This window comes from Amycolatopsis jiangsuensis (genome assembly GCF_014204865.1).
In the GTDB taxonomy this organism is placed as follows: domain Bacteria; phylum Actinomycetota; class Actinomycetes; order Mycobacteriales; family Pseudonocardiaceae; genus Amycolatopsis; species Amycolatopsis jiangsuensis.
Genome location: NZ_JACHMG010000001.1, coordinates 6,840,991 through 6,860,253 on the forward strand (window position 1 = coordinate 6,840,991; position 19,263 = coordinate 6,860,253).

Below are 19,263 nucleotides of genomic sequence, written 5' to 3' on the forward strand. Positions count from 1 at the left end.
GGCCCGCGGGAAGAAGGTGAGGCGGCGAAGTGGATTCGAGTTCGCTCAAGGGGCTGCTCGACGAGCACGCGCAGCTGGAGCAGCAGCTGGCCGATCCGGCGGTGCACGCTGACCAGTCCCGCGCGCGCAAGCTGGGCCGGCGCTACGCCGAGCTGAGCCCGGTGGTGCGTACCGTGCGTGAGCTCGACCAGGCCCGCGACGACCTTGCCGCGGCCCGAGAGCTCGCGGCCGAGGACCCGGCCTTCGCCGACGAGGCCGAGGAGCTGGCCGCGACCATCCCGCAGCTCGAGGAGAAGCTGACCGAGCTGCTGCTGCCGCGCGATCCCTACGACGGTTCGGACGTCGTGATGGAGATCAAGTCCGGCGAGGGCGGCGAGGAGTCCGCGCTGTTCGCCGGCGATCTGCTGCGGATGTACCTGCGGTACGCGGAGCGTCACGGCTGGAAGGCCGAGGTGCTCGACTCCACCGACTCCGACCTCGGCGGGTTCAAGGACGTCACGCTGTCGCTGAAGAGCAAAACCGCGGACGTGGACGGCGTGTGGTCGCGGCTGAAGTTCGAGGGTGGCGTGCACCGCGTGCAGCGGGTGCCGGCCACCGAATCGCAGGGCCGGATCCACACCTCCGCCTCCGGCGTGCTGATCTACCCGGAACCGGAGGACGTCGAGGTCGAGGTCGACCCGAACGACCTGCGGGTCGACGTGTTCCGCTCGTCCGGCCCGGGCGGCCAGAGCGTGAACACCACCGACTCCGCGGTGCGCATCACGCACCTGCCCACCGGCATCGTGGTCTCCTGCCAGAACGAGAAGTCCCAGGTGCAGAACCGGGCACGGGCACTGCAGGTGCTGCAGGCGCGGCTGCAGGCGATCGCCGAGGAGGAGGCCGCCGCGAAGGCGTCCGACGCCCGCCGCTCGCAGGTGCGCACGGTGGACCGTTCGGAGCGGGTGCGCACGTACAACTTCCCGGAGAACCGGATCTCCGACCACCGGGTCAACTACAAGGCCTACAACCTGGACCAGGTGCTCGACGGCGAGCTGGACGGCGTGCTGGACGCGCTGGCCGCCGCCGACCGCGAGGAGCGGCTCGCCGAGCAGTCCGGCTGAGCTCAGCGCGCCACCGGCAGCACCTCGGCCCGCGGCTCCCCAGCCGGTTCGGGCCCGTCGGCCGCGCCGGCGCGGGGGAGCAGGCTGAGGATCCCGAACACGATCGCCAGCACCGTCGGGAACAGCGTGAGCAGCTGGTGCTTCACGCCCTCGATGCCCTCGCCGAGCGCGGACAACCCGAGCTGGCCCACCGCGAAGAACAGCAGCAGGAACAGCACGATCCCGTATTCCCGCCGCCGGTGGCGGAACGCGCGCACGCCCGCCCACGCCACGAGCGCCCAGAGCGGGACGAGCACGAACAGCCCGAGCGGCGCGGCGAGCGCGGACAGGCCGGAGAACACCGGCACGCGGTACTCCTTGGCCAGCGGGGGCTGTCCGGACAGTTCGCCGAAGCTGCCGAGGTTGCCCGGGCGCGCCGTGAGCGTGTTCACCCCGCCCTGCTGCAGGATCTGCGCCACCCGCGCCGGATGCGACGCGTAGTAGTCCGCCACGTTGCGGCGGCTGATCCGGTCCTCGTACTGCGGGTAGCTCGGGTCGTGCTTGGCCCCGTTCGCACTCCACCAGCCGGTGCCGACGTACTTCTCGAACGATCCGGGAAGGCCGAGCGCGGCGAGATCGCCCTTCGTGTCGTGTTTGCCGTCCACAATGGAATTGAAGATCGCGTTGTACATGTTGGCCTGGCGGTACTCCGCGTTGGCCGGGTCGCCCTGGGACTGCATGGCGAAGGTGCCGGCGCCGACGATCGCGAGCACCACCACCGGCAGCGCCCAGCGAGCGCGCCCGCGGGCCCCCGGCGGGCGCACCAGCAGCACCGCGAGCACGAAGAGCGGGATGAGCACCAGAGTCTGGGACTTGGCGTTCAGCCCGATCAGTCCACCCAGGACGGTCACCACGGCACCGGTCCGGCGCAGGCCGAGGCGGCGGTGCATCAGCAGCAGCCCACCGCAGATCAGCAGGATGCCCAGGAACGCCGCGCCCTCGCTCAGCACCGAGGCGAAGTAGCCGAAGAACGCGGAATCACCCATCACGAGCAGCAGCAGCGCGGTGGCCAGTACCCGGTGCCACCCGCGCAGGTCGAGCCCGAGCACGGTGAGCGTGATCGCGGCCGCGACCAGGACGCAGGTCAGCACGCCGAGCACGATCAGGTTCAGCACCCCGGCCACGCCGAACAGCTCGCCGAGCTTGGTCGCCGCCCAGTCGAACCAGCTCTGGCTGGACACGTATGCCGAATCGCACGGCGGCGCGGCCCCGTAGCCGAATCGCACGAAGTCCTCGGACGGCCGGTCGAACTCCTGCGCACCGAGCTTGCACAGCAGCCGCCAGCCGTCCCCGTTGTCGGCCATGCCGACCGGACGCGGGACGAGGAACCGCACCAGCAGCAAGGCCAGCGAGGCGGTGAACACTGCCAGGCCGAAGCGCAGTTCCCTGAAACGCACGCGGCGAGTGTAGGAGATGGCCCGCAGGCCACCGGACGGACCGCTCCGGCCGGGCGGCCCCCGGCGGCACGCCGGAGTCGATACCCTGGGCGGCACCCGTGTTGTGTCAGGCTCGACGAGTGAAGGAACACCAGTGAATCGGCAGCCGCTGCGCCTGGCCATCATGGAGGCGACCCGGATCCTCAAGGAGGCGGGCGTGGACTCGCCGCGGGCGGACGCGGACCACATCGCCGCGTACGTGCTCGGGGTGGAGCGGGGCCGGCTGCCGATGGTGCCGCTGGTCGACCCGCCGGTGATCGAGGCGATCGGGCAGCTGGTCACCCAGCGGGCCAAGCGCATCCCGCTGCAGCACCTGACCGGCTGGGCCGCACTGGGCAACGTCACGGTCAACGTCGGTTCGGGCGTGTTCGTGCCGCGCCCGGAGACCGAACTGCTGCTCGAATGGGGCGTGAAGTTCCTGCAGGGCCGCGAATACCCGGTCGTGGTCGATCTGTGCACCGGCTCCGGCGCGCTGGCGCTGGCGGTGGCGCACGACCGTCCGGACGCGGTCGTGTACGCGGTCGACGTGGACCCGCAGGCGCTCGCCTGGGCCCGGCACAACGCCGACGTGCACTCCGACGCCGGGCACACGCCGATCCGGCTCTACTCCGGGGACATCGCCGATCCGACGATGTTCGCCGAGCTCGACGGCCTGGTCGACCTGGTGCTGTGCAATCCGCCCTACGTCCCGGAAGGCACCTCGGTACCGCCCGAGGTCGGCGAGCACGACCCGGCGCGCGCGGTGTTCGCCGCGGAAAGCGGGCTGTCGGTCATCCGGCACGCCATCGCCGCCGGCGCCCGCCTGCTGCGTCCCGGCGGCGGCCTGGCCATCGAACACGACGACACGCACGGTTCGGCGGTCCCGGCGCTGGTGCGGTCCCGCCGGGTCCTCACCGGCGTCGAGGACCACCCCGACCTCACCGGCCGCCCACGCTTCGTCACCGCGCGCCGGCTCGGCTGAGCAGCGGCGGGCCGACTTTCGTCGTGCGGCAGCGGGGTGGTTCGGGGCCGCCGTGGGTGGATCGGGCGCTAGCGTCAGGGGACCTGCGAGTTCCCGGCGTGAGAGGTGACGGATGGGCCGCACGACTTTCTCCCTCGCCGCCGCGGTGCTGCTGGGCGCCGCGCTGACCGCCGGGACCGCGGCCGCCGACCCGCTCACCCGCGGCTGGCCGGCGCCGATCGACTCCGCCCACTGGGCCGACCAGGCCTCGATGACCTGGGATGACTACCGCGCGGTTCCCGGAACGGACTGGGCCGATCCGGCGCGCGAGGCCACCCAGCGCACCTTCACCGGCGCGGTCGTGCTCACCGACTATCCGGACCAGGACTTCGTCGTCACGAAGGCACCGCACTCCACCGTGTTCGGCAATCCCGGACCGGAGGTCAGCGGGCTGAAGCGGGAGCAGGTCGCGCAGTACTACCAGGACTTCCTGAACAAGCCCCAGCCGCTCAATCACGGGCACACCATCAACGAGTACTGGATGGAGGACTCCGGCGGCAGGCTGGGCGTCGACCTCACCGCGTTCGGGCCGTACCGGATGCCGGGCAAGTCCTTCGAGTACGGCATGGAGTTCCAGCAACAGGACTGCCCGGCGGACGCGAACTGCGCGCGCAACCTGCGGCTCGACGCCGCGGCCGCGTGGCGGGCCGAAGTCGGGGACGAGGTGGCCGACCGGTTCGACTTCGTCTTCTTCCTCTCCGCCGGACAGGACGAGAGCTCCACCTGGCAGGAGTTCGGCGAGATGAAGTTCGGCTCGCCCGAGCAGGTGCCCGATGAGTTCGGCCCGCCCGGCGGCGGGCAGAACTGGGCGCACACCCGGTACGTGCCGTGGACCTCGTGGGCGTCGGCGGCGAGTCTCTGGCCGAACGCGGCCGACGGCTCCTCCACCCAGGCGGAAAGCTCCGGCCAGGGCGTGTTCGCGCACGAGTTCAGCCACATCCTCGGCATCGGGGACAACTACAACAACCCGTTCGGCGATCCCCCGCAGCGCAGCTACACCGGACCGTGGGAAATGCTGTCCCGCGGCAGTTTCAACGGCCCCGGCGGACCGCACACGCGCTGGCAGATCCCGGCCACCCAGGGCGGTTCCATGGGGGCGCACCACATGCTGCGCAACAAGCTCAAGCTCGGGATCGTGGACCCGCAGGAGGTCCTGCAGCTCGACCGTGACCGGCTCGCCACCACCGGCCCGGTCACCGCCCGGATCACCGCGCGCGAAGCGGCTCCGGCCCCGGGTGCCCACCGCGGTCTGACCGTCGCGCTCACCGGCGGCGACCGCGAACCCGCGTGCGACCAGGCGGGCGACCCACGCTGCGACGGCGGCGGTTACGACGCCTACAGCCTCGAAGTCGTCGACCGGATGGGCTCGGACTCCTTCGCCCCCGACTCCGGGGTGCTGCTGGCCAAGACCAAGAAGGAGGACGACGCCCCGTTCGAGTGGATCGTGGACGCCAACCCGCAGGACATCGGTCTCACCGACTACGTGCGCCCGGACGGCACCCCGGTCAAGATCGGCATCGGCGACTACCGGCAGCTCGATGACGCCACCTTCAAGGCCGGCACCGGTGCCTCCGGCGGCTACGAATACACCGACGAGGCCAACCGGCTGCACTTCTTGGTGACCGACCTGGAACGCGACTCGCGCGGCGTGCTGTCCTACACCGTCACGGTCTCCTCACTCGACGGTTCGGGTCCGCAGTCCCGCGGTGCCCGGCTGTGGCCCGCGCCGCCCGCCTTCACCCGAGGCGGACTCGCCAGCTGCGATTTCCCGCTGCTCAACACCGGCTCGGCTCGCGGTGCCGAGGCGCCGTACGACACCGACACCTACCGGCTGAGCGCGCGCACCACGGCGAACGGCTGGCAGGTCCGCCTGCCGAACGAGCTGGCGACCGCGAAGTTCGGCGGCACGACCCACGTACCGGTCTCCGTGAAGCGTGGTCCCGGCGCCCCGCACACCGCCCGCGTCCAGCTCACCGCGACGTCGATCGCCGACCCGGCGAAGACGGCCACCGCCGGCTGCACCGCGATCGGCTTCTGAGCCACCACGGCGGCGGCCGCCGGGCAGGCCAGGGCTAGGCTGCAGCGCATGAGTGCGGTGTACGACTGCGGCAAGCGCGAATCCCGGGCCGAAGGGCTGGCCGCCGCGGCCGGCGCGGTGCGCTCGAGCCGGTTGGTGGTCCTGCCCACCGACACCGTCTACGGCATCGGTGCCGACGCGTTCGACGCGGGCGCGGTGCAGGCGTTGCTGCGGGCGAAGAACCGCGGTCCGGACATGCCGGTCGGGGTGCTCGTCGGCTCCTGGTCCACTGTGGATGGCCTGGTGCTCGGCATGCCGCCGCAGGCACGGGCGCTGGTGGAGGCGTTCTGGCCGGGCGACCTGTCCCTCGTGCTGCCGCACGCGCCGAGTCTGCAGTGGAATCTCGGCAACTCGCGCGGCACGGTGATGCTGCGGATGCCGCTGCACCCGGTCGCGCTGGAGCTGCTGCGGGACGTGGGCCCGATGGCGGTCTCGAGTGCGAACGTGTCCGGCCGCCCGCCCGCGGCCACCGCCGCGGACGCCCAGGAGCAGCTCGGCGAATCGGTCGCGGTGTACCTCGACGGCGGGTCCGTCGGCGAGGCCGTGGCTTCGTCGATTGTGGACCTCACCGGCGACAGCCCGGTGGTGCTGCGCGAGGGCGCGGTCACCAGGGCGGCGATCGCCGAGGTCATCGGCGTGCCGGTCGAGTCGATCGGCTGAGCGGGCCGGGCCGTGGCCGCCGCCCCACTGGCCCCGGTCCGGTCGCGGTAGCGTGACGCGGTGACTCCGACCCCCCGGCAGATGTGACGCGGTAATGCCTCCTGTGCAAGGACTTTTCCCGACCCGGGAGTATCTCCTGGTCGCACTGACCGCGACCGCGGTGACGTATCTGCTCACCGGGGTGGTGCGCAAGGTCGCGATCCGGATCGGCGCGATCGCGAACCCGCGGGCCCGCGACGTGCACGTGACGCCGATCCCGCGGATGGGCGGCGTGGGCATCTACCTCGGGCTGGCCGCGGCGATGGGACTGGCGCACCAGTTGCCCGCGCTGAGCCACGGGTTCGACGTCTCGCTCGACACGGTCGGCGTGCTGCTCGCGGCCGGCGTCATCTCGCTGATCGGGGTGCTCGACGACCGCTTCGAGCTGGATGCCTGGACGAAGCTGGCCGGGCAGGTCATGTGCGCCGGGATCCTGGTCCTGTTCGGCGTGCAGTGGGTGACCTTCTGGGTGCCGTGGGGCGGGGCCGACGGTTCCCTCGGCTCGGTGCTGGTGCTGGACCGCAACCAGGGTGCGCTGCTGACCGTGCTGATGGTCGTGGTGATGGTCAACGCGATGAACTTCGTGGACGGGCTCGACGGGCTGGCCGGCGGCCTCGGGTTCATCGCCGCCTCGGCCACCTGCGTGTTCTCCCTCGGCCTGCTCGGCAACTCCGGTGGCGACTTCGGCAGCTACCCGCCCGCGCTGATCGCGGCCACGCTCGCCGGCGCGTGTCTGGGCTTCCTGCCCTACAACTTCCAACCGGCCAGAATCTTCATGGGCGACTCCGGGTCCATGATGATCGGGCTGGTGCTGGCCGCGGCCACCATCTCCGCGAGCGGCCGGGTCAGCTACACGCGGTTCTCCGCTTCGGACGCGCTGGCCCTGCTCTCCCCGCTGGTGGTCGTGATCGCGGTGTTGTTCGTGCCGGTGCTGGACCTGGTGATGGCGGTGATCCGGCGGACCAGGCGAGGGCAGAGCCCGTTCGCCGCGGACAAGATGCACCTGCACCACCGGCTGCTGGAGATCGGCCATTCGCAGCGTCGCGCGGTGCTGCTGATCTATTTGTGGGCGGGCATCCTCGCCTTCGGCGCGGTGTCGGTGACGTTGTTCGACAGCCCGGCAGTGTTCTGGTCGATCGGTGTCGCGCTGGTGGCGGCGGTGCTGGTGTCCCTGGTCCCGCGGCTGCGCGCGCGGCACCGCCCCGGAGGCTGATCCCGGCTGCGGCTACACTGGCGGGTCGAACCGAGCAGGGAGCCAGGTGTGAGCGAGACCGAGACCGAGAACCCGCATGCCGCCGTCGTGCAGAAGGCGGCCCGCGCGATGACCCGGGCCTCGCTGCTGGTGACCCCGCCCGTGGTGCTGGTCTGCATCGTGGTGTTCGCCATCGTCTTCGGGCAGGCCGGTTTCCTCGGCTCCCTCGTGGGCGGCGCGCTGGCGCTGCTCGCGTCCCTGTCCACCCTGGGCATGATGCGGTTCAGCGCCGGGCAGGACCCGATGTTCGTGATGGTCATCGCGCTCGGTGGGTACGTGGTGAAGGTGGTCCTGCTGTTCGCCGCGCTGACCCTGCTCAAGGGCGTCACCGCCCTGCACCCGCTCTCCCTCGGCATCACGATGATCGTGGCGATCCTGGTGGCCGCCGCGGTTGAGTTCGCGGCCTTCCGGAAGACGAAGATCCCGGCCATCATCCCCGCCGGAAGCTGATCTTCGCGCCCGGTTCGAGACGGTGGTCCCTGCCGGACCCGGGACCTAGGTCCTCGGCCGTTCGGCTGGTAAGGAGTACGCCTGTACGGCACCGATTGACCTGCTGGTATGGTCCGCTTCATGGGTGGCGGCCTCGGCCGCGCACTCCCTCGACGAAACCGCGATCAGCAGTGTGGCGACCGACTGGTTCTCCTCGTCCCGCCGCTGGTCCGAAGTAGACCGCAGGGCAGTGTTCACGCGAGACATCCCCGGTGTGCGGAGCGGCATCATGGGTTCCGCGCGCAGTGGGTAAGCCGCCTCCGACGTCCCGAAACCTATCGGGTACGTTTAGTCCAGATCGTGACGATTCCCCCGGCGGAGTGAACGCCGGCCGGGAGAACCGGAAGGAGCGCAGTGGGCGCGCTGGTACTGGCCGAGGGCGGGACATTCACTCCCCCCGGCGCCGAGGCCTTTGAACTGCCACCCCTCTTCGGGTCGGGCTATTGGGGCGAGTTCACCAAGCCGATGCTGCTTGCCATCATCGCGGTGGTGCTCATCCTGGGCTACTTCCTGGTGGCTTCGCGCAAGCTCAAGGTCGTGCCGACCAAGGGCCAGTTCATCGCCGAATCCCTTTACGACTTCAGCCGCAACAGCATCACGCGGGACCAGATCGGCGCGAAGGAATTCAAGCCGTACATCCCGCTGGTGCTCGCGCTGTTCACCTTCTGCCTGGTGAACAACCTGTTCGGGATCATCCCGTTCTTCCAGTTCCCGACTCTGGCGCGGATCGGTTTCCCGCTCGCCATGTCGCTGCTGGTGGTCTACCCGGTGTACCACTTCGTGGGCATCCGCAAGCACGGGCTCGGTGGCTACCTGAAGAAGGAGCTCGCCCCCGCGGGCGTGCCCGGTTTCGTGCTGCCGCTCTACAGCCTCATCGAGTTCGCGACCAAGTTCTTCATCACGCCGCTCACCCTCGCCATCCGGGTGTTTGCCGCGATGTTCGCCGGGCACCTCATCATCGTGGTGTTCACCCTCGGCGGGTCGTTCCTGCTCACCGAGACCTCGAGCTGGGCGCTGAAGCCGGTTTCGCTGGTCGCCTGGATCATGGCCATCCTGATGACCTTCCTCGAGGCCTTCATCCAGATCCTGCAGGCCTACATCTTCGCCCTGCTCTCCGCGGGGTACATCGGTGCCGCGCTGTCCGCGGAGCACTGAGAAAACCACAAGCCCCGATCCGCGTGAGTGCGCGGACCGAAGTGAAGGGAAACGCACGTGAGCAACATCCTCCTCGCCCAGGCCGCCGAGCCCGCCAACATCAACGCCGGCCTGGCCGCCATCGGCTACGGCCTGGGCGCGATCGGCCCGGGCATCGGCGTGGGCCTGATCTTCGCCGCGGTCATCAACGGCACCGCCCGTCAGCCGGAGGCGCAGGGCAAGCTGCAGGGCATCGGCTTCTCCACCTTCGTGCTCACCGAGGTGCTCGCCCTGATCGGTATCGTCATCTACTTCATCGCCTCCGCGGCCTGAGTCAACCGCTCTCGCTTTAAGGAGACGCTGTGCTGAAGACCGAAGTGGTGCTGGCGGCCGAAGAGCACGCCAACCCGATCCTTCCGGACCTTCCGGAGCTGATCCTCGGCATCGTCGCCTTCCTGATCCTGCTGTTCATTCTCAAGAAGTACGTCGTGCCTCGGTTCGAGACGATGTACGAGGAGCGGGCGCAGAAGATCGAAGGCGGCATCGAGCGGGCCGAGAAGGCCCAGGCCGAGGCCGAGTCCGCGCTGGCCGAGTACAAGGCCCAGCTGGCCGACGCCCGGTCCGAGGCCGCGAAGATCCGGGACGACGCGCGGCTCGAGGCCGAGCAGATCAAGGCGGAACTGCGCTCGGACGCCGAGGCCGAGGCCCAGCGGATCGTCGCGCAGGGCCAGGCCCAGCTGCAGGCCCAGAAGGCGCAGATCGTGGCCGAGCTGCGGGCCGACCTCGGCCGCAACGCGGTGGAGCTGGCCGGTCGCATCGTCGGCGAATCGCTCGAGGACGAGGCGCGCCGCCGCGGCACGGTCGACCGGTTCCTCTCGGAACTCGAAACGACCGGTGCCGGTCGCGGAGCGGGAAAGTAGACCACAGATGACGCTGCATGCTGCGAGCCGGGAAGCGCTCGACCTCGCCGAGAACCGTCTCGGCGAGGTACTTGCCGACGCGGGGGCCGACCCCTCGGCGGTCGGGGACGAGCTGCTCTCGGTCGTCGACCTCCTGGACCGCGAAATCGGCCTGCGCCGCGCGGTCGGTGACCCTTCGGTGGACCCGGAGAGCCGCCGGGGCCTGGTCCGCCGGCTGTTCGAAGGCAAGCTGAGCGAACCGGCCCTGCAGGTGCTCGACACCGTGGCGGGCAGCCGCTGGTCCAGTCCCCGCCAGCTGGTGGACGGGCTCGAGTTCCTCGGTCGCTCGGCGCTGCTCACCGCGGCCGGGAAGGCCGGGTCGATCGAGACCGTCGAATCCCAGCTGTTCCAGGTCGCGCGGATCGTCGCGGGCTCCCCGGAGCTCGATGCCGCGCTGTCCGACCTGACCGCTCCCGCCGATGCGAAGCGGACGCTGGTGCGCGGGCTGTTCGCGGACAAGGTCGACGTGGTCACCGAAACCCTGGTCGAGCAGGTCGTGCGCCGGGCGAAGGGCCGCGGCGTCGGCTCCGGGCTCGACACGCTGGTCGCACTCGCCGCGCAGCGGCGGGAACGCTCGGTCGCGTACGTGACCAGTGCCAACGAGCTCAGCGATGACCAGCGGGACCGGCTTTCGGCCAAGCTCGACGGGATCTACGGGCGGCCGATCGCACTGCACGTCGAGATCGATCCGGCACTCGGCGGCGGGCTCGTCGTCCGGGTCGGGGACGAGGTCATCGACGGCAGCACGTCCGGTCAGCTGGCGGCACTGCGCCGCACGCTGGCCCGGTCCTGAAGCCGCGCCCGTCGGCACACCAGACTTTGCACACTGACGAAACAGAAGCGAGAGCGGGAACGAAATGGCGGAGCTGACGATCTCCTCGGACGAGATCGCCCACGCGATCGAGAACTACGTCTCGAGTTACGCCCCCTCAGTGGAGCGGGAAGAGGTCGGTGTCGTCGCCGACGCCGGTGACGGTATCGCCCACGTCGAGGGGCTGCCCTCGGCCATGGCCAACGAGCTGCTCGAGTTCCCGGGCGGCGTGCTGGGCGTGGCGCTGAACCTGGACGCGCGCGAGATCGGTGCGGCCATCCTCGGTGACTTCGACGGCATCGAAGAGGGCCAGCAGGTCAAGCGCACCGGCCAGGTGCTGTCCGTCCCGGTCGGCGACGGCTACCTCGGCCGGGTCGTCAACCCGCTCGGCCAGGCCATCGACGGTCTCGGCGAGATCGAGACCAGCGGCCGCCGCGCGCTGGAGCTCAAAGCCGCCTCGGTGGTCGAGCGCCAGCCGGTGGCCGAGCCGATGCAGACCGGCATCACCGCGATCGACGCGATGACCCCGATCGGCCGCGGCCAGCGCCAGCTGATCATCGGCGACCGCAAGACCGGCAAGACCGCGGTCGCGGTGGACACGATCATCAACCAGAAGGCCAACTGGGAGACCGGCGACCCGCAGAAGCAGGTCCGCTGCATCTACGTCGCGGTCGGCCAGAAGGGCTCCACGATCGCCTCGGTGAAGACGGCGCTCGAGGACGCGGGCGCGATGGAGTACACCACCATCGTCGCCGCCCCGGCGTCCGACTCGGCCGGCTTCAAGTGGATCGCCCCCTACACCGGCTCGGCCATCGGCCAGCACTGGATGTACGAGGGCAAGCACGTGCTGATCGTGTTCGACGACCTGACCAAGCAGGCCGACGCCTACCGTGCGATCTCGCTGCTGCTGCGCCGCCCGCCGGGCCGCGAGGCGTTCCCCGGCGACGTCTTCTACTTGCACTCCCGCCTGCTCGAGCGCTGCGCGAAGCTGTCCGACGAGCTGGGTGCCGGTTCGCTGACCGGGCTGCCGATCATCGAGACCAAGGCCAACGACGTCTCGGCCTACATCCCGACGAACGTCATCTCGATCACCGACGGTCAGTGCTTCTTCCAGTCCGACCTGTTCAACGCCGGCCAGCGTCCGGCCATCGACGTGGGTATCTCGGTCTCCCGCGTGGGTGGTGCCGCGCAGGTGAAGGCGCTGAAGGACGTGTCCGGTTCGCTCCGGATCGACCTGTCGCAGTACCGCGAGCTGGAGTCCTTCGCCGCGTTCGCCTCCGACCTCGACGACGCGTCGAAGGCACAGCTGGAGCGCGGTGTCCGGTTGTACGAGGTGCTCAAGCAGCCGCAGTACTCGCCGGTCCCGGTCGAGGAGCAGGTCGCCACGGTGTTCCTGGGCACCAACGGGCACTTCGACTCGGTGCCGACCGAGGACGTGCGCCGGTTCAGCCTGGAGTTCCTGGACTCCGCCCGGCGCAAGCACGCCGAGCTGCTCGGTGCGATCCGGGAAACCGGCAAGTTCTCGCCGGAGAACCGCGAGGCGCTGGTGGCCGCGCTGCAGGAGTTCAAGAAGGAGTTCACCACCTCCGAGGGCAAGCCGCTGGCCGAGTCCTCGGACGCGATGGACGCCGACAAGGTCGGGCAGGAGACCGTCAAGGTCAACAAGCCCGCTCCGAAGAAGTGAGCTGGTAGCCCATGCCCGCACAACTCCGGGAGCTTCGCTCGCGCATCAAGGCGACGAAGTCGATCGGCAAGATCACCAAGGCGATGGAGCTCATCGCCACCGCGCGGATCACCAAGGCGCGGGCGAAGGTGGCCGCTTCCCGGCCGTACGCGGACGAGATCACCAAGGTGCTCTCGGCGCTGGCCGGCGCGGCGGCCAACCTCGACCACCCGATGCTGGTCGAGCGCCCGAACCCGTCGCGGGCCGCGGTCCTCGTCGTGACCAGTGACAAGGGCCAGTGCGGTGGGTACAACACCAACGTGCTGAAGGCGACCGAGGAACTGCTGGCGCTGCTGCGGTCGGAGGGCAAGGAGCCCGAGGTCTACGTGACCGGCAGCAAGGGCCTCGGCTACTACCGCTTCCGCGGCCGTGAGGTGGCGGGCAGCTGGACCGGGTTCTCCGACCAGCCGTCCTACACCGACGCGGTCGAGGCGGGCCAGACGCTGGTGAACTCGTTCCTCTCCGGTACGCCGGCGGGGGAGCCGGGCAGCACCGGCGGGGTGGACGAGGTGCACGTCGTCTACACCGAGTTCGTGTCGATGCTGACCCAGCGGCCGACCGCCAAGCGCGTCGCACCGCTGGAGGTCGAGTACTCCGACGAGCAGGAGGAGAAGCCGGCCGGGCTGCTCCCGAGCTACGAATTCGAGCCGAGCGCGGACCGGCTGCTGTCCGCGTTGCTGCCGAAGTACATCAACACCCGGCTGTACGCGGCGCTGCTCGAGTCGGCGGCCTCGGAGCTCGCGGCCCGCCGGACCGCGATGAAGGCCGCTTCGGACAACGCGAACGAACTGGTGAACACGCTGACGCGGGAGGCGAACCAGGCCCGCCAGGCGCAGATCACCCAGGAGATCTCCGAAATCGTCGGTGGCGCGAACGCGCTCACCGCAGCAGGAAGTGATGACTGATGACCAGTACTGAAGCCCCGCGCGCCAAGGGGCGCATCGTCTCGGTGACCGGGCCGGTCGTCGACGTCGAGTTCCCGCGCGGTTCCGTCCCCGACCAGTTCAGCGCGCTCAAGGTCGACATCGAGTTCGAGCAGCTGCGCAAGACGGTCACCCTCGAGGTCGCCAGCCACCTCGGCGACAACCTCGTGCGCACCATTTCGCTGCAGCCGCAGGACGGTCTCGTCCGCGGTGCCGAGGTCACCGACACCGGTGCGCCGATCAGCGTGCCGGTGGGCGACAAGGTCAAGGGCCACGTCTACAACGCCCTCGGCGAATGCCTCGACGAGCCGGGCTACGGCGCCGACCTCGAGCGCTGGGGCATCCACCGCAACCCGCCGGCCTTCGACCAGCTCGAGGGCAAGACGGAGATGCTGGAGACCGGCCTCAAGGTCGTCGACCTGCTGACCCCGTACGTGCAGGGTGGCAAGATCGGCCTGTTCGGCGGTGCCGGCGTGGGCAAGACGGTGCTGATCAAGGAGATGATCACCCGGGTCGCCCGGAACTTCGGCGGTACGTCGGTGTTCGCCGGGGTCGGCGAGCGCACCCGTGAGGGCAACGACCTGTTCCTGGAGATGTCCGAGGACGGCGTCATCAACGACACCGCCCTGGTCTTCGGTCAGATGGACGAGCCGCCGGGCACCCGCATGCGCGTCGCGCTCTCCGCGCTGACCATGGCGGAGTACTTCCGCGACGTGCAGAACCAGGACGTGCTGCTGTTCATCGACAACATTTTCCGGTTCACCCAGGCCGGTTCGGAGGTGTCCACCCTGCTGGGCCGGATGCCTTCGGCGGTGGGGTACCAGCCGACGCTGGCCGACGAGATGGGTCAGCTGCAGGAGCGGATCACCTCGACCCGAGGGCGTTCGATCACCTCGATGCAGGCGATCTACGTGCCCGCGGACGACTACACCGACCCGGCGCCGGCGACGACGTTCGCCCACCTGGACGCCACCACCGAGCTGTCGCGTGGGGTGTTCCAGAAGGGCATCTTCCCGGCGGTGGACCCGCTGGCCTCGACCTCGACGATCCTCGACCCGGCCATCGTCGGTGAGGACCACTACCGGGTCGCCTCCGAGGTCATCCGGATCCTGCAGAAGTACAAGGAGCTGCAGGACATCATCGCGATCCTCGGCATGGACGAGCTGTCGGAAGAGGACAAGCTCACCGTGCAGCGGGCGCGCCGGATCGAGCGGTTCCTGTCGCAGAACATGCTCGTCGCCGAGGCGTTCACGCAGATCCCCGGCTCGACGGTGCCGCTGTCGGAGACCATCGAGTCGTTCGACCGGATCACCAAGGGCGACTTCGACCACTACCCGGAGCAGGCGTTCCTGGGCATCGGTGGCCTCGAAGACCTGGAGAAGAAGTACCGGGAACTCACCGGCAAGTGAGGACCGGGGGACGGCGGGGCGGATGTCCATTGTGGACTGATGGCCCCGCCGTTCTGGTAACCGAAGCCGGACCTATTACACTCGGTGGTGACCCCCCGAGCGAAGGAGTGCTACGTGGCTGAGATGTCCGTGGAGCTGGTGGCCGTCGAGCGCCGGCTCTGGTCGGGTACCGCCACCTTCGTGGTGGCACAGACCACCGAGGGCGAGATCGGACTCATGCCGGGCCACGAGCCGGTGCTCGGTCAGCTGGTCGAGGGTGGCGTGGTGAAGGTGACCACGACCGACGGCGAGGTGCTCACCGCGGCCGTGCACGGCGGTTTCCTGTCCGTCACCGCCACCGGGGTGAGCGTGCTCGCGGAGAGCGCGGAGCTGTCCGACGAGATCGACGTGGCCGCCGCGCAGGAGGCACTGTCCACCGGTGACGAGGCGGAGCGGACGAGGGCCACGGCCCAGCTCCGCGCGGCCGGGCAATCGGTCTGACCGGGCGACGCGAGCGGAGGCCGGGCCGTGGAGATCGCCATCGTGGTGCTGATTCTCCTGGTCGCGGCTGCGCTCGTGGTCGGCTGGTATCTCCAGCGGTGGGTCCGGATGCGTCGTGGTGGCGGCGTGAGCGTCGCGTTGCGCTGGCGTCCGGATCATCCGCGGGCCAGCTGGCATCTGGGTCTCGGCCGGTACGAGGGCGAAGAGTTCGTCTGGTACCGCGTGTGGAGCCTGCGCACCGGCCCGGACCGGGTGTTCCAGCGGGAGAGCATGCAGATCGCCGACCGGCGGGACCCCTCCGGTTCGGAGGCCTACGCCGTGCCCGAAGGATCGACCGTCCTGCGCTGTGAGTCGCCCACGCAGGAGGCGATCGAGATCGCGATGGGTCCCGGTGCGCTCACCGGCTTCCTGTCCTGGCTGGAGTCCGCCCCGCCGGGGCGTCGGCTGCCGCACGCCTCCTGAGCCGCGGGGGTACCGGCTCAGCGTGCCCGGCGCGCGGTGGCACCGACGAGGTCGGTGGACCGGCCGGGTTTCCCGCCGTGCACGTCGTGTCCGCTGTTCACCTCGACGAGTTCGGCGTCCGCGATCAGCGAGACGATCCGCCGGGCGTCGGCGCCGTCGATGGCTCCCTGCAGGAGCCCGTCGGGCCCGTACTTCCAGTTCGCGTGGATCAGCGTGGTGGGTGCCTCGATGGCGCGCAACGTCTGCTCGTGGTCGAAGCCTTCGTCCCGGCTCCCGCTGTGGAAGGCGGCCCCGAACCGGGGATCGTAGGCCGCGATGGAGCGCTGCAGGTCGTTCCAGCTCGGCGGCAGGTACCAGAGGCCGATCGGCCGGTCCGGATGTGCCGCGTGCCGGGCGAGGCCGGACCGGACGATCCGGTCCGCGCTGCCGCCGAAGCACTCCCACATCTTCTGGTGCGCGAACTGGTAGGCGATCCAGTCCGGTTCGCCGGAGCGCAGGAACGCGTGGCAGGTGGTGGCCGGATCCGCCCAGTTCCAGGTCTGCTCGGCCCGCGGCAGCAGGGTGGTGAACAGCGGGGGATCCTCGAGCACGGCCGCCCGGACCAGATCCGGCCGGTGCCCGGCGAGCCAGGCCGCGAGCTGGCCGCCCGAGGAATGTCCCGAGACCACCACCGGCGCGTAGTTCCGCCAGTCGGCGCCCTGTCCGTGGATCAGCAGCAGCGGCGGGGTGCCGGCCGCCGATCCGGCGGCGTAAGTGAGCGTGCAACCCGCGAGTTCGACCCGGCGTTCGGTGAACCCGGCACGCCGGGTCCGGGCCCGCGCCCAGTCGTGGGCCCGCCGGTTCCGCAGCGCCCAGCCGCCCGCCGCGAGACCGGCCGCGGCCAGCCCGAGGCCGGCCGGCTTCAGCCCCCGGGCCGCCACAGCACGTCGCCCTCGGGGTTGGCCAGCCGGGCGAGGATGAACAGCAGGTCCGAAAGCCGGTTGAGGTACTTCGCCGCGAACGGGTTCGTGGTCTCCGGCTCCTGCTCGGCCAGCGCCCATGCGGACCGTTCCGCGCGGCGGGTCACGGTGCGGGCCTGGTGCAGGTAGGCCGCCCCCGCGGTGCCGCCGGGGAGGATGAACGAGGTGAGCTTCGGCAGCCGGTCGTTGAACTCGTCGCACCAGCGCTCGAGGCGTTCGAGGTAGGCCTCGGTGATGCGCAGCGGTGCGTACGGCGGGTCCTCCTGCACCGGAAGGCACAGGTCGGCGCCGACGTCGAACAGGTCGTTCTGGATCCGGCGCAGCACCCCGGCGATCTCGTCGGTCAGCCCGCCGAGCGCGACGGCGAGTCCGAGCACCGAATTGGCCTCGTCGGTGTCGGCGTACGCGGCGAGCCGCGCCGAGGTCTTGGGCACCCGGGTGCCGTCGCCGAGCGCGGTCGTGCCGCTGTCGCCGACCTTGGTGTACACGCGGTTGATGCGAACGGCCATGCACCGACTCTACCGGCCCCGCGTCGGGCAAACCTGGGCGAGAGGGCATGATTGGCGGCCATGAGCGAGCACTTCGACGTGCACGGCGGGGCACGGCTGGTCGGTGAGGTCGACGTCGTCGGCGCCAAGAACAGCGTGCTGAAGCTGATGGCCGCGGCCCTGCTGGCCGAGGGCACCACGACCATCACGAACTGCCCGCAGATCCTGGACGTTCCGCTGATGGCGGACGTGCTGCGCAGCGTCGGCTGCACTGTCGAGATCGACGGGGACACCGCACACATCACCACCCCGGCCGAGCTGTCGCACCGGGCGGATTCGCCGGCCATGGGCAAGCTGCGGGCCTCGGTCTGCGTGCTGGGCCCGTTGGTGGGCCGGCTCAAGCAGGCCGTGGTGGCGCTGCCCGGCGGCGACGCGATCGGCTCGCGCCCGCTGGACATGCACCAGAACGGCCTGCGCAAGCTCGGGGCCACGAGCACCATCGAGCACGGCTGCGTGGTCGCGAAGGCCGAGACGCTGCTGGGTGCGCAGATCTGGCTCGACTTCCCGAGTGTCGGTGCCACCGAGAACATCCTGATGGCCGCGGTGCTCGCCGAGGGCACCACGGTGATCGACAACGCCGCGCGTGAACCGGAGATCGCCGACATCTGCACGATGCTCACCGAGATGGGCGCGAAGATCGAGGGCGCGGGCACGTCCACGCTGACTGTGCACGGCGTGGAGCAGCTGCAGCCGACCGAGCACCGCGTGATCGGCGACCGGATCGTGGGCGCGACCTGGGCGTTCGCCGCCTCGATGACCCGCGGCGACCTGACCGTGCGCGGGGTCAACCCGCACCACCTCGACCTGGTGCTGGACAAACTGCGCCTGGCAGGCGCGGACGTGACCACGTTCGACGACAAGGGTTTCCGCGTGGTGCAGCCGGAGCGGCCGAAGGCGGTGGACTGGGTGACCCTGCCCTATCCCGGGTTCGCCACCGACCTGCAGCCGTTCGCGGTCGCGCTGTCGGCGGTCTCCGAGGGCACGTCGATGATCACGGAGAACGTCTACGAGGCGAGGTTCCGCTTCATCGAGGAAATGATCCGGCTCTCCGGCGACGCCCGCACCGACGGCCACCACGCGGTGGTCCGCGGGGTCGACAAGCTTTCCAGCGCGCCGGTCTGGGCCTCCGACATCCGGGCAGGCGCGGGCCTGGTCCTGGCCGGCCTGTGCGCCGACGGCGTGACCGAGGTCTGGGACGTCTTCCACATCGACCGCGGCTACCCGCACTTCGTGGAGAACCTGAACCGCCTCGGCGCCCGCATCGACCGCGTGACCGGCGAACCGGAGCGGGCGTAGCCAGCGGCCGTATCCGGGAACCGGACGCGGGGTCCGTGATGACGGCACTGCCCGAGTGGATGGTGCTCCCGCCCGGTGGTTTGTCCGCCGCTGACTACGAAGCGCTGGATGAGGACATCTGCCGGGCGATCGAAATCGTCGACGGTGCCATACCTGGTCGTCTACGACGCTGGCCTCGATCTCGACGCGGTGCTCCGGCCGAAGCACTGCCATCTCGTCGTCGAGGTGATGTCACCCGGCTCGGTCACCGTTGACCAGATCGACAAGCCCGCCGAATACGCGGCCGCGGGCATCCCGCGGTTCTGGCGCATCGAGAACGCCACGGACGAGATCGGCGGCCTGACGGTCTTCTGCCACCGGCTCGACGGCACCACTCGTTCGTACGTCCCGGTCGGGGCGCACCAGCGGAAGCTGGCCGTCTCCGATCCGTTCGAACTGTCCCTGGACCTCGCCACCCTGCTCTGAAC

20 protein-coding genes are annotated in these 19,263 nt (G+C 70.2%); 17 read left to right on the forward strand and 3 right to left on the reverse strand.

Annotation, left to right across the window (positions count from 1 at the left end):
- Positions 1–29 precede the first annotated feature (29 nt).
- Entirely contained in the window at positions 30–1,100 is a 1,071-nt protein-coding gene (gene prfA / locus BJY18_RS31075; RefSeq protein ID WP_184783436.1) for a peptide chain release factor 1, read from the forward strand.
- Between the two features lie 2 nt (positions 1,101–1,102).
- On the opposite strand, the gene wsfD is transcribed toward prfA, so the two are convergent.
- On the reverse strand, positions 1,103–2,536 hold the full coding sequence (gene wsfD, locus BJY18_RS31080) for a glycan biosynthesis hexose transferase WsfD (protein WP_184783437.1): 1,434 nt from the start codon (positions 2,534–2,536) through the stop codon (positions 1,103–1,105).
- A 133-nt stretch (positions 2,537–2,669) separates the two neighbouring features.
- Here wsfD and prmC point away from each other — a divergent pair, with 133 nt between their 5' ends.
- The 14 genes from prmC to BJY18_RS31150 all read left to right on the forward strand — a co-directional run bounded on the left by prmC (position 2,670) and on the right by BJY18_RS31150 (position 15,993).
- Positions 2,670–3,536: a peptide chain release factor N(5)-glutamine methyltransferase gene (gene prmC / locus BJY18_RS31085; RefSeq protein ID WP_184783438.1), complete on the forward strand. Its 867-nt coding sequence runs from the start codon at positions 2,670–2,672 to the stop codon at positions 3,534–3,536.
- 112 nt (positions 3,537–3,648) lie between these two features.
- Complete coding sequence (locus tag BJY18_RS31090) at positions 3,649–5,613, forward strand: M6 family metalloprotease domain-containing protein (protein WP_184783439.1); 1,965 nt, start codon at positions 3,649–3,651, stop codon at positions 5,611–5,613.
- A 48-nt stretch (positions 5,614–5,661) separates the two neighbouring features.
- Positions 5,662–6,312, forward strand: a complete 651-nt coding sequence (locus BJY18_RS31095; RefSeq protein WP_184783440.1) for an L-threonylcarbamoyladenylate synthase — start codon at positions 5,662–5,664, stop codon at positions 6,310–6,312.
- 94 nt (positions 6,313–6,406) lie between these two features.
- Complete coding sequence (locus BJY18_RS31100) at positions 6,407–7,564, forward strand: glycosyltransferase family 4 protein (RefSeq protein WP_184783441.1); 1,158 nt, start codon at positions 6,407–6,409, stop codon at positions 7,562–7,564.
- 48 nt (positions 7,565–7,612) lie between these two features.
- Positions 7,613–8,053: a Cg1360 family ATP-synthase-associated protein gene (locus BJY18_RS31105; protein ID WP_184783442.1), complete on the forward strand. Its 441-nt coding sequence runs from the start codon at positions 7,613–7,615 to the stop codon at positions 8,051–8,053.
- Between the two features lie 393 nt (positions 8,054–8,446).
- On the forward strand, positions 8,447–9,247 hold the full coding sequence (gene atpB / locus BJY18_RS31110; RefSeq protein ID WP_184783443.1) for a F0F1 ATP synthase subunit A: 801 nt from the start codon (positions 8,447–8,449) through the stop codon (positions 9,245–9,247).
- A 57-nt stretch (positions 9,248–9,304) separates the two neighbouring features.
- The gene (locus BJY18_RS31115; protein WP_184783444.1) at positions 9,305–9,559 is read left to right on the forward strand and encodes an ATP synthase subunit C-like protein; all 255 of its coding nucleotides are present in this window, start codon (positions 9,305–9,307) and stop codon (positions 9,557–9,559) included.
- A gap of 29 nt (positions 9,560–9,588) precedes the next feature.
- A complete protein-coding gene (locus BJY18_RS31120; protein WP_184783445.1) occupies positions 9,589–10,146 on the forward strand; it encodes a F0F1 ATP synthase subunit B in 558 nt (185 codons plus the stop codon).
- 7 nt (positions 10,147–10,153) lie between these two features.
- A complete protein-coding gene (locus BJY18_RS31125; RefSeq protein WP_184783446.1) occupies positions 10,154–10,978 on the forward strand; it encodes a F0F1 ATP synthase subunit delta in 825 nt (274 codons plus the stop codon).
- A 64-nt stretch (positions 10,979–11,042) separates the two neighbouring features.
- Entirely contained in the window at positions 11,043–12,680 is a 1,638-nt protein-coding gene (atpA, locus tag BJY18_RS31130) for a F0F1 ATP synthase subunit alpha (RefSeq protein ID WP_184783447.1), read from the forward strand.
- 11 nt (positions 12,681–12,691) lie between these two features.
- Positions 12,692–13,624 carry a F0F1 ATP synthase subunit gamma gene (locus BJY18_RS31135; RefSeq protein ID WP_184783448.1) on the forward strand — a complete coding sequence of 311 codons (933 nt, stop codon included), beginning with the start codon at positions 12,692–12,694 and terminating at the stop codon, positions 13,622–13,624.
- Positions 13,624–15,051, forward strand: a complete 1,428-nt coding sequence (gene atpD / locus BJY18_RS31140) for a F0F1 ATP synthase subunit beta (protein ID WP_184783449.1) — start codon at positions 13,624–13,626, stop codon at positions 15,049–15,051. Before BJY18_RS31135 ends, atpD begins: the two co-directional genes overlap by 1 nt.
- A 114-nt stretch (positions 15,052–15,165) precedes the next feature.
- Positions 15,166–15,531, forward strand: coding sequence for a F0F1 ATP synthase subunit epsilon (locus BJY18_RS31145; RefSeq protein ID WP_184783450.1), 366 nt, complete (start codon positions 15,166–15,168; stop codon positions 15,529–15,531).
- Between the two features lie 27 nt (positions 15,532–15,558).
- Positions 15,559–15,993, forward strand: coding sequence for a DUF2550 domain-containing protein (locus BJY18_RS31150; protein ID WP_184783451.1), 435 nt, complete (start codon positions 15,559–15,561; stop codon positions 15,991–15,993).
- 17 nt (positions 15,994–16,010) lie between these two features.
- On the opposite strand, the gene BJY18_RS31155 is transcribed toward BJY18_RS31150, so the two are convergent.
- Together BJY18_RS31155 and BJY18_RS31160 are read right to left on the reverse strand one after the other, a co-directional pair.
- Entirely contained in the window at positions 16,011–16,913 is a 903-nt protein-coding gene (locus BJY18_RS31155) for an alpha/beta fold hydrolase (protein ID WP_184783452.1), read from the reverse strand.
- On the reverse strand, positions 16,895–17,461 hold the full coding sequence (locus BJY18_RS31160) for a cob(I)yrinic acid a,c-diamide adenosyltransferase (RefSeq protein ID WP_184783453.1): 567 nt from the start codon (positions 17,459–17,461) through the stop codon (positions 16,895–16,897). The genes BJY18_RS31155 and BJY18_RS31160 overlap by 19 nt, the downstream gene beginning before the upstream one ends.
- A gap of 60 nt (positions 17,462–17,521) precedes the next feature.
- On the opposite strand from BJY18_RS31160, the gene murA reads away from it, so the two are divergent.
- Both murA and BJY18_RS31170 read left to right on the forward strand, forming a co-directional pair.
- Complete coding sequence (gene murA, locus BJY18_RS31165; RefSeq protein WP_184783454.1) at positions 17,522–18,796, forward strand: UDP-N-acetylglucosamine 1-carboxyvinyltransferase; 1,275 nt, start codon at positions 17,522–17,524, stop codon at positions 18,794–18,796.
- Between the two features lie 108 nt (positions 18,797–18,904).
- A complete protein-coding gene (locus BJY18_RS31170; RefSeq protein ID WP_246459023.1) occupies positions 18,905–19,261 on the forward strand; it encodes a Uma2 family endonuclease in 357 nt (118 codons plus the stop codon).
- Positions 19,262–19,263: the final 2 nt, after the last annotated feature.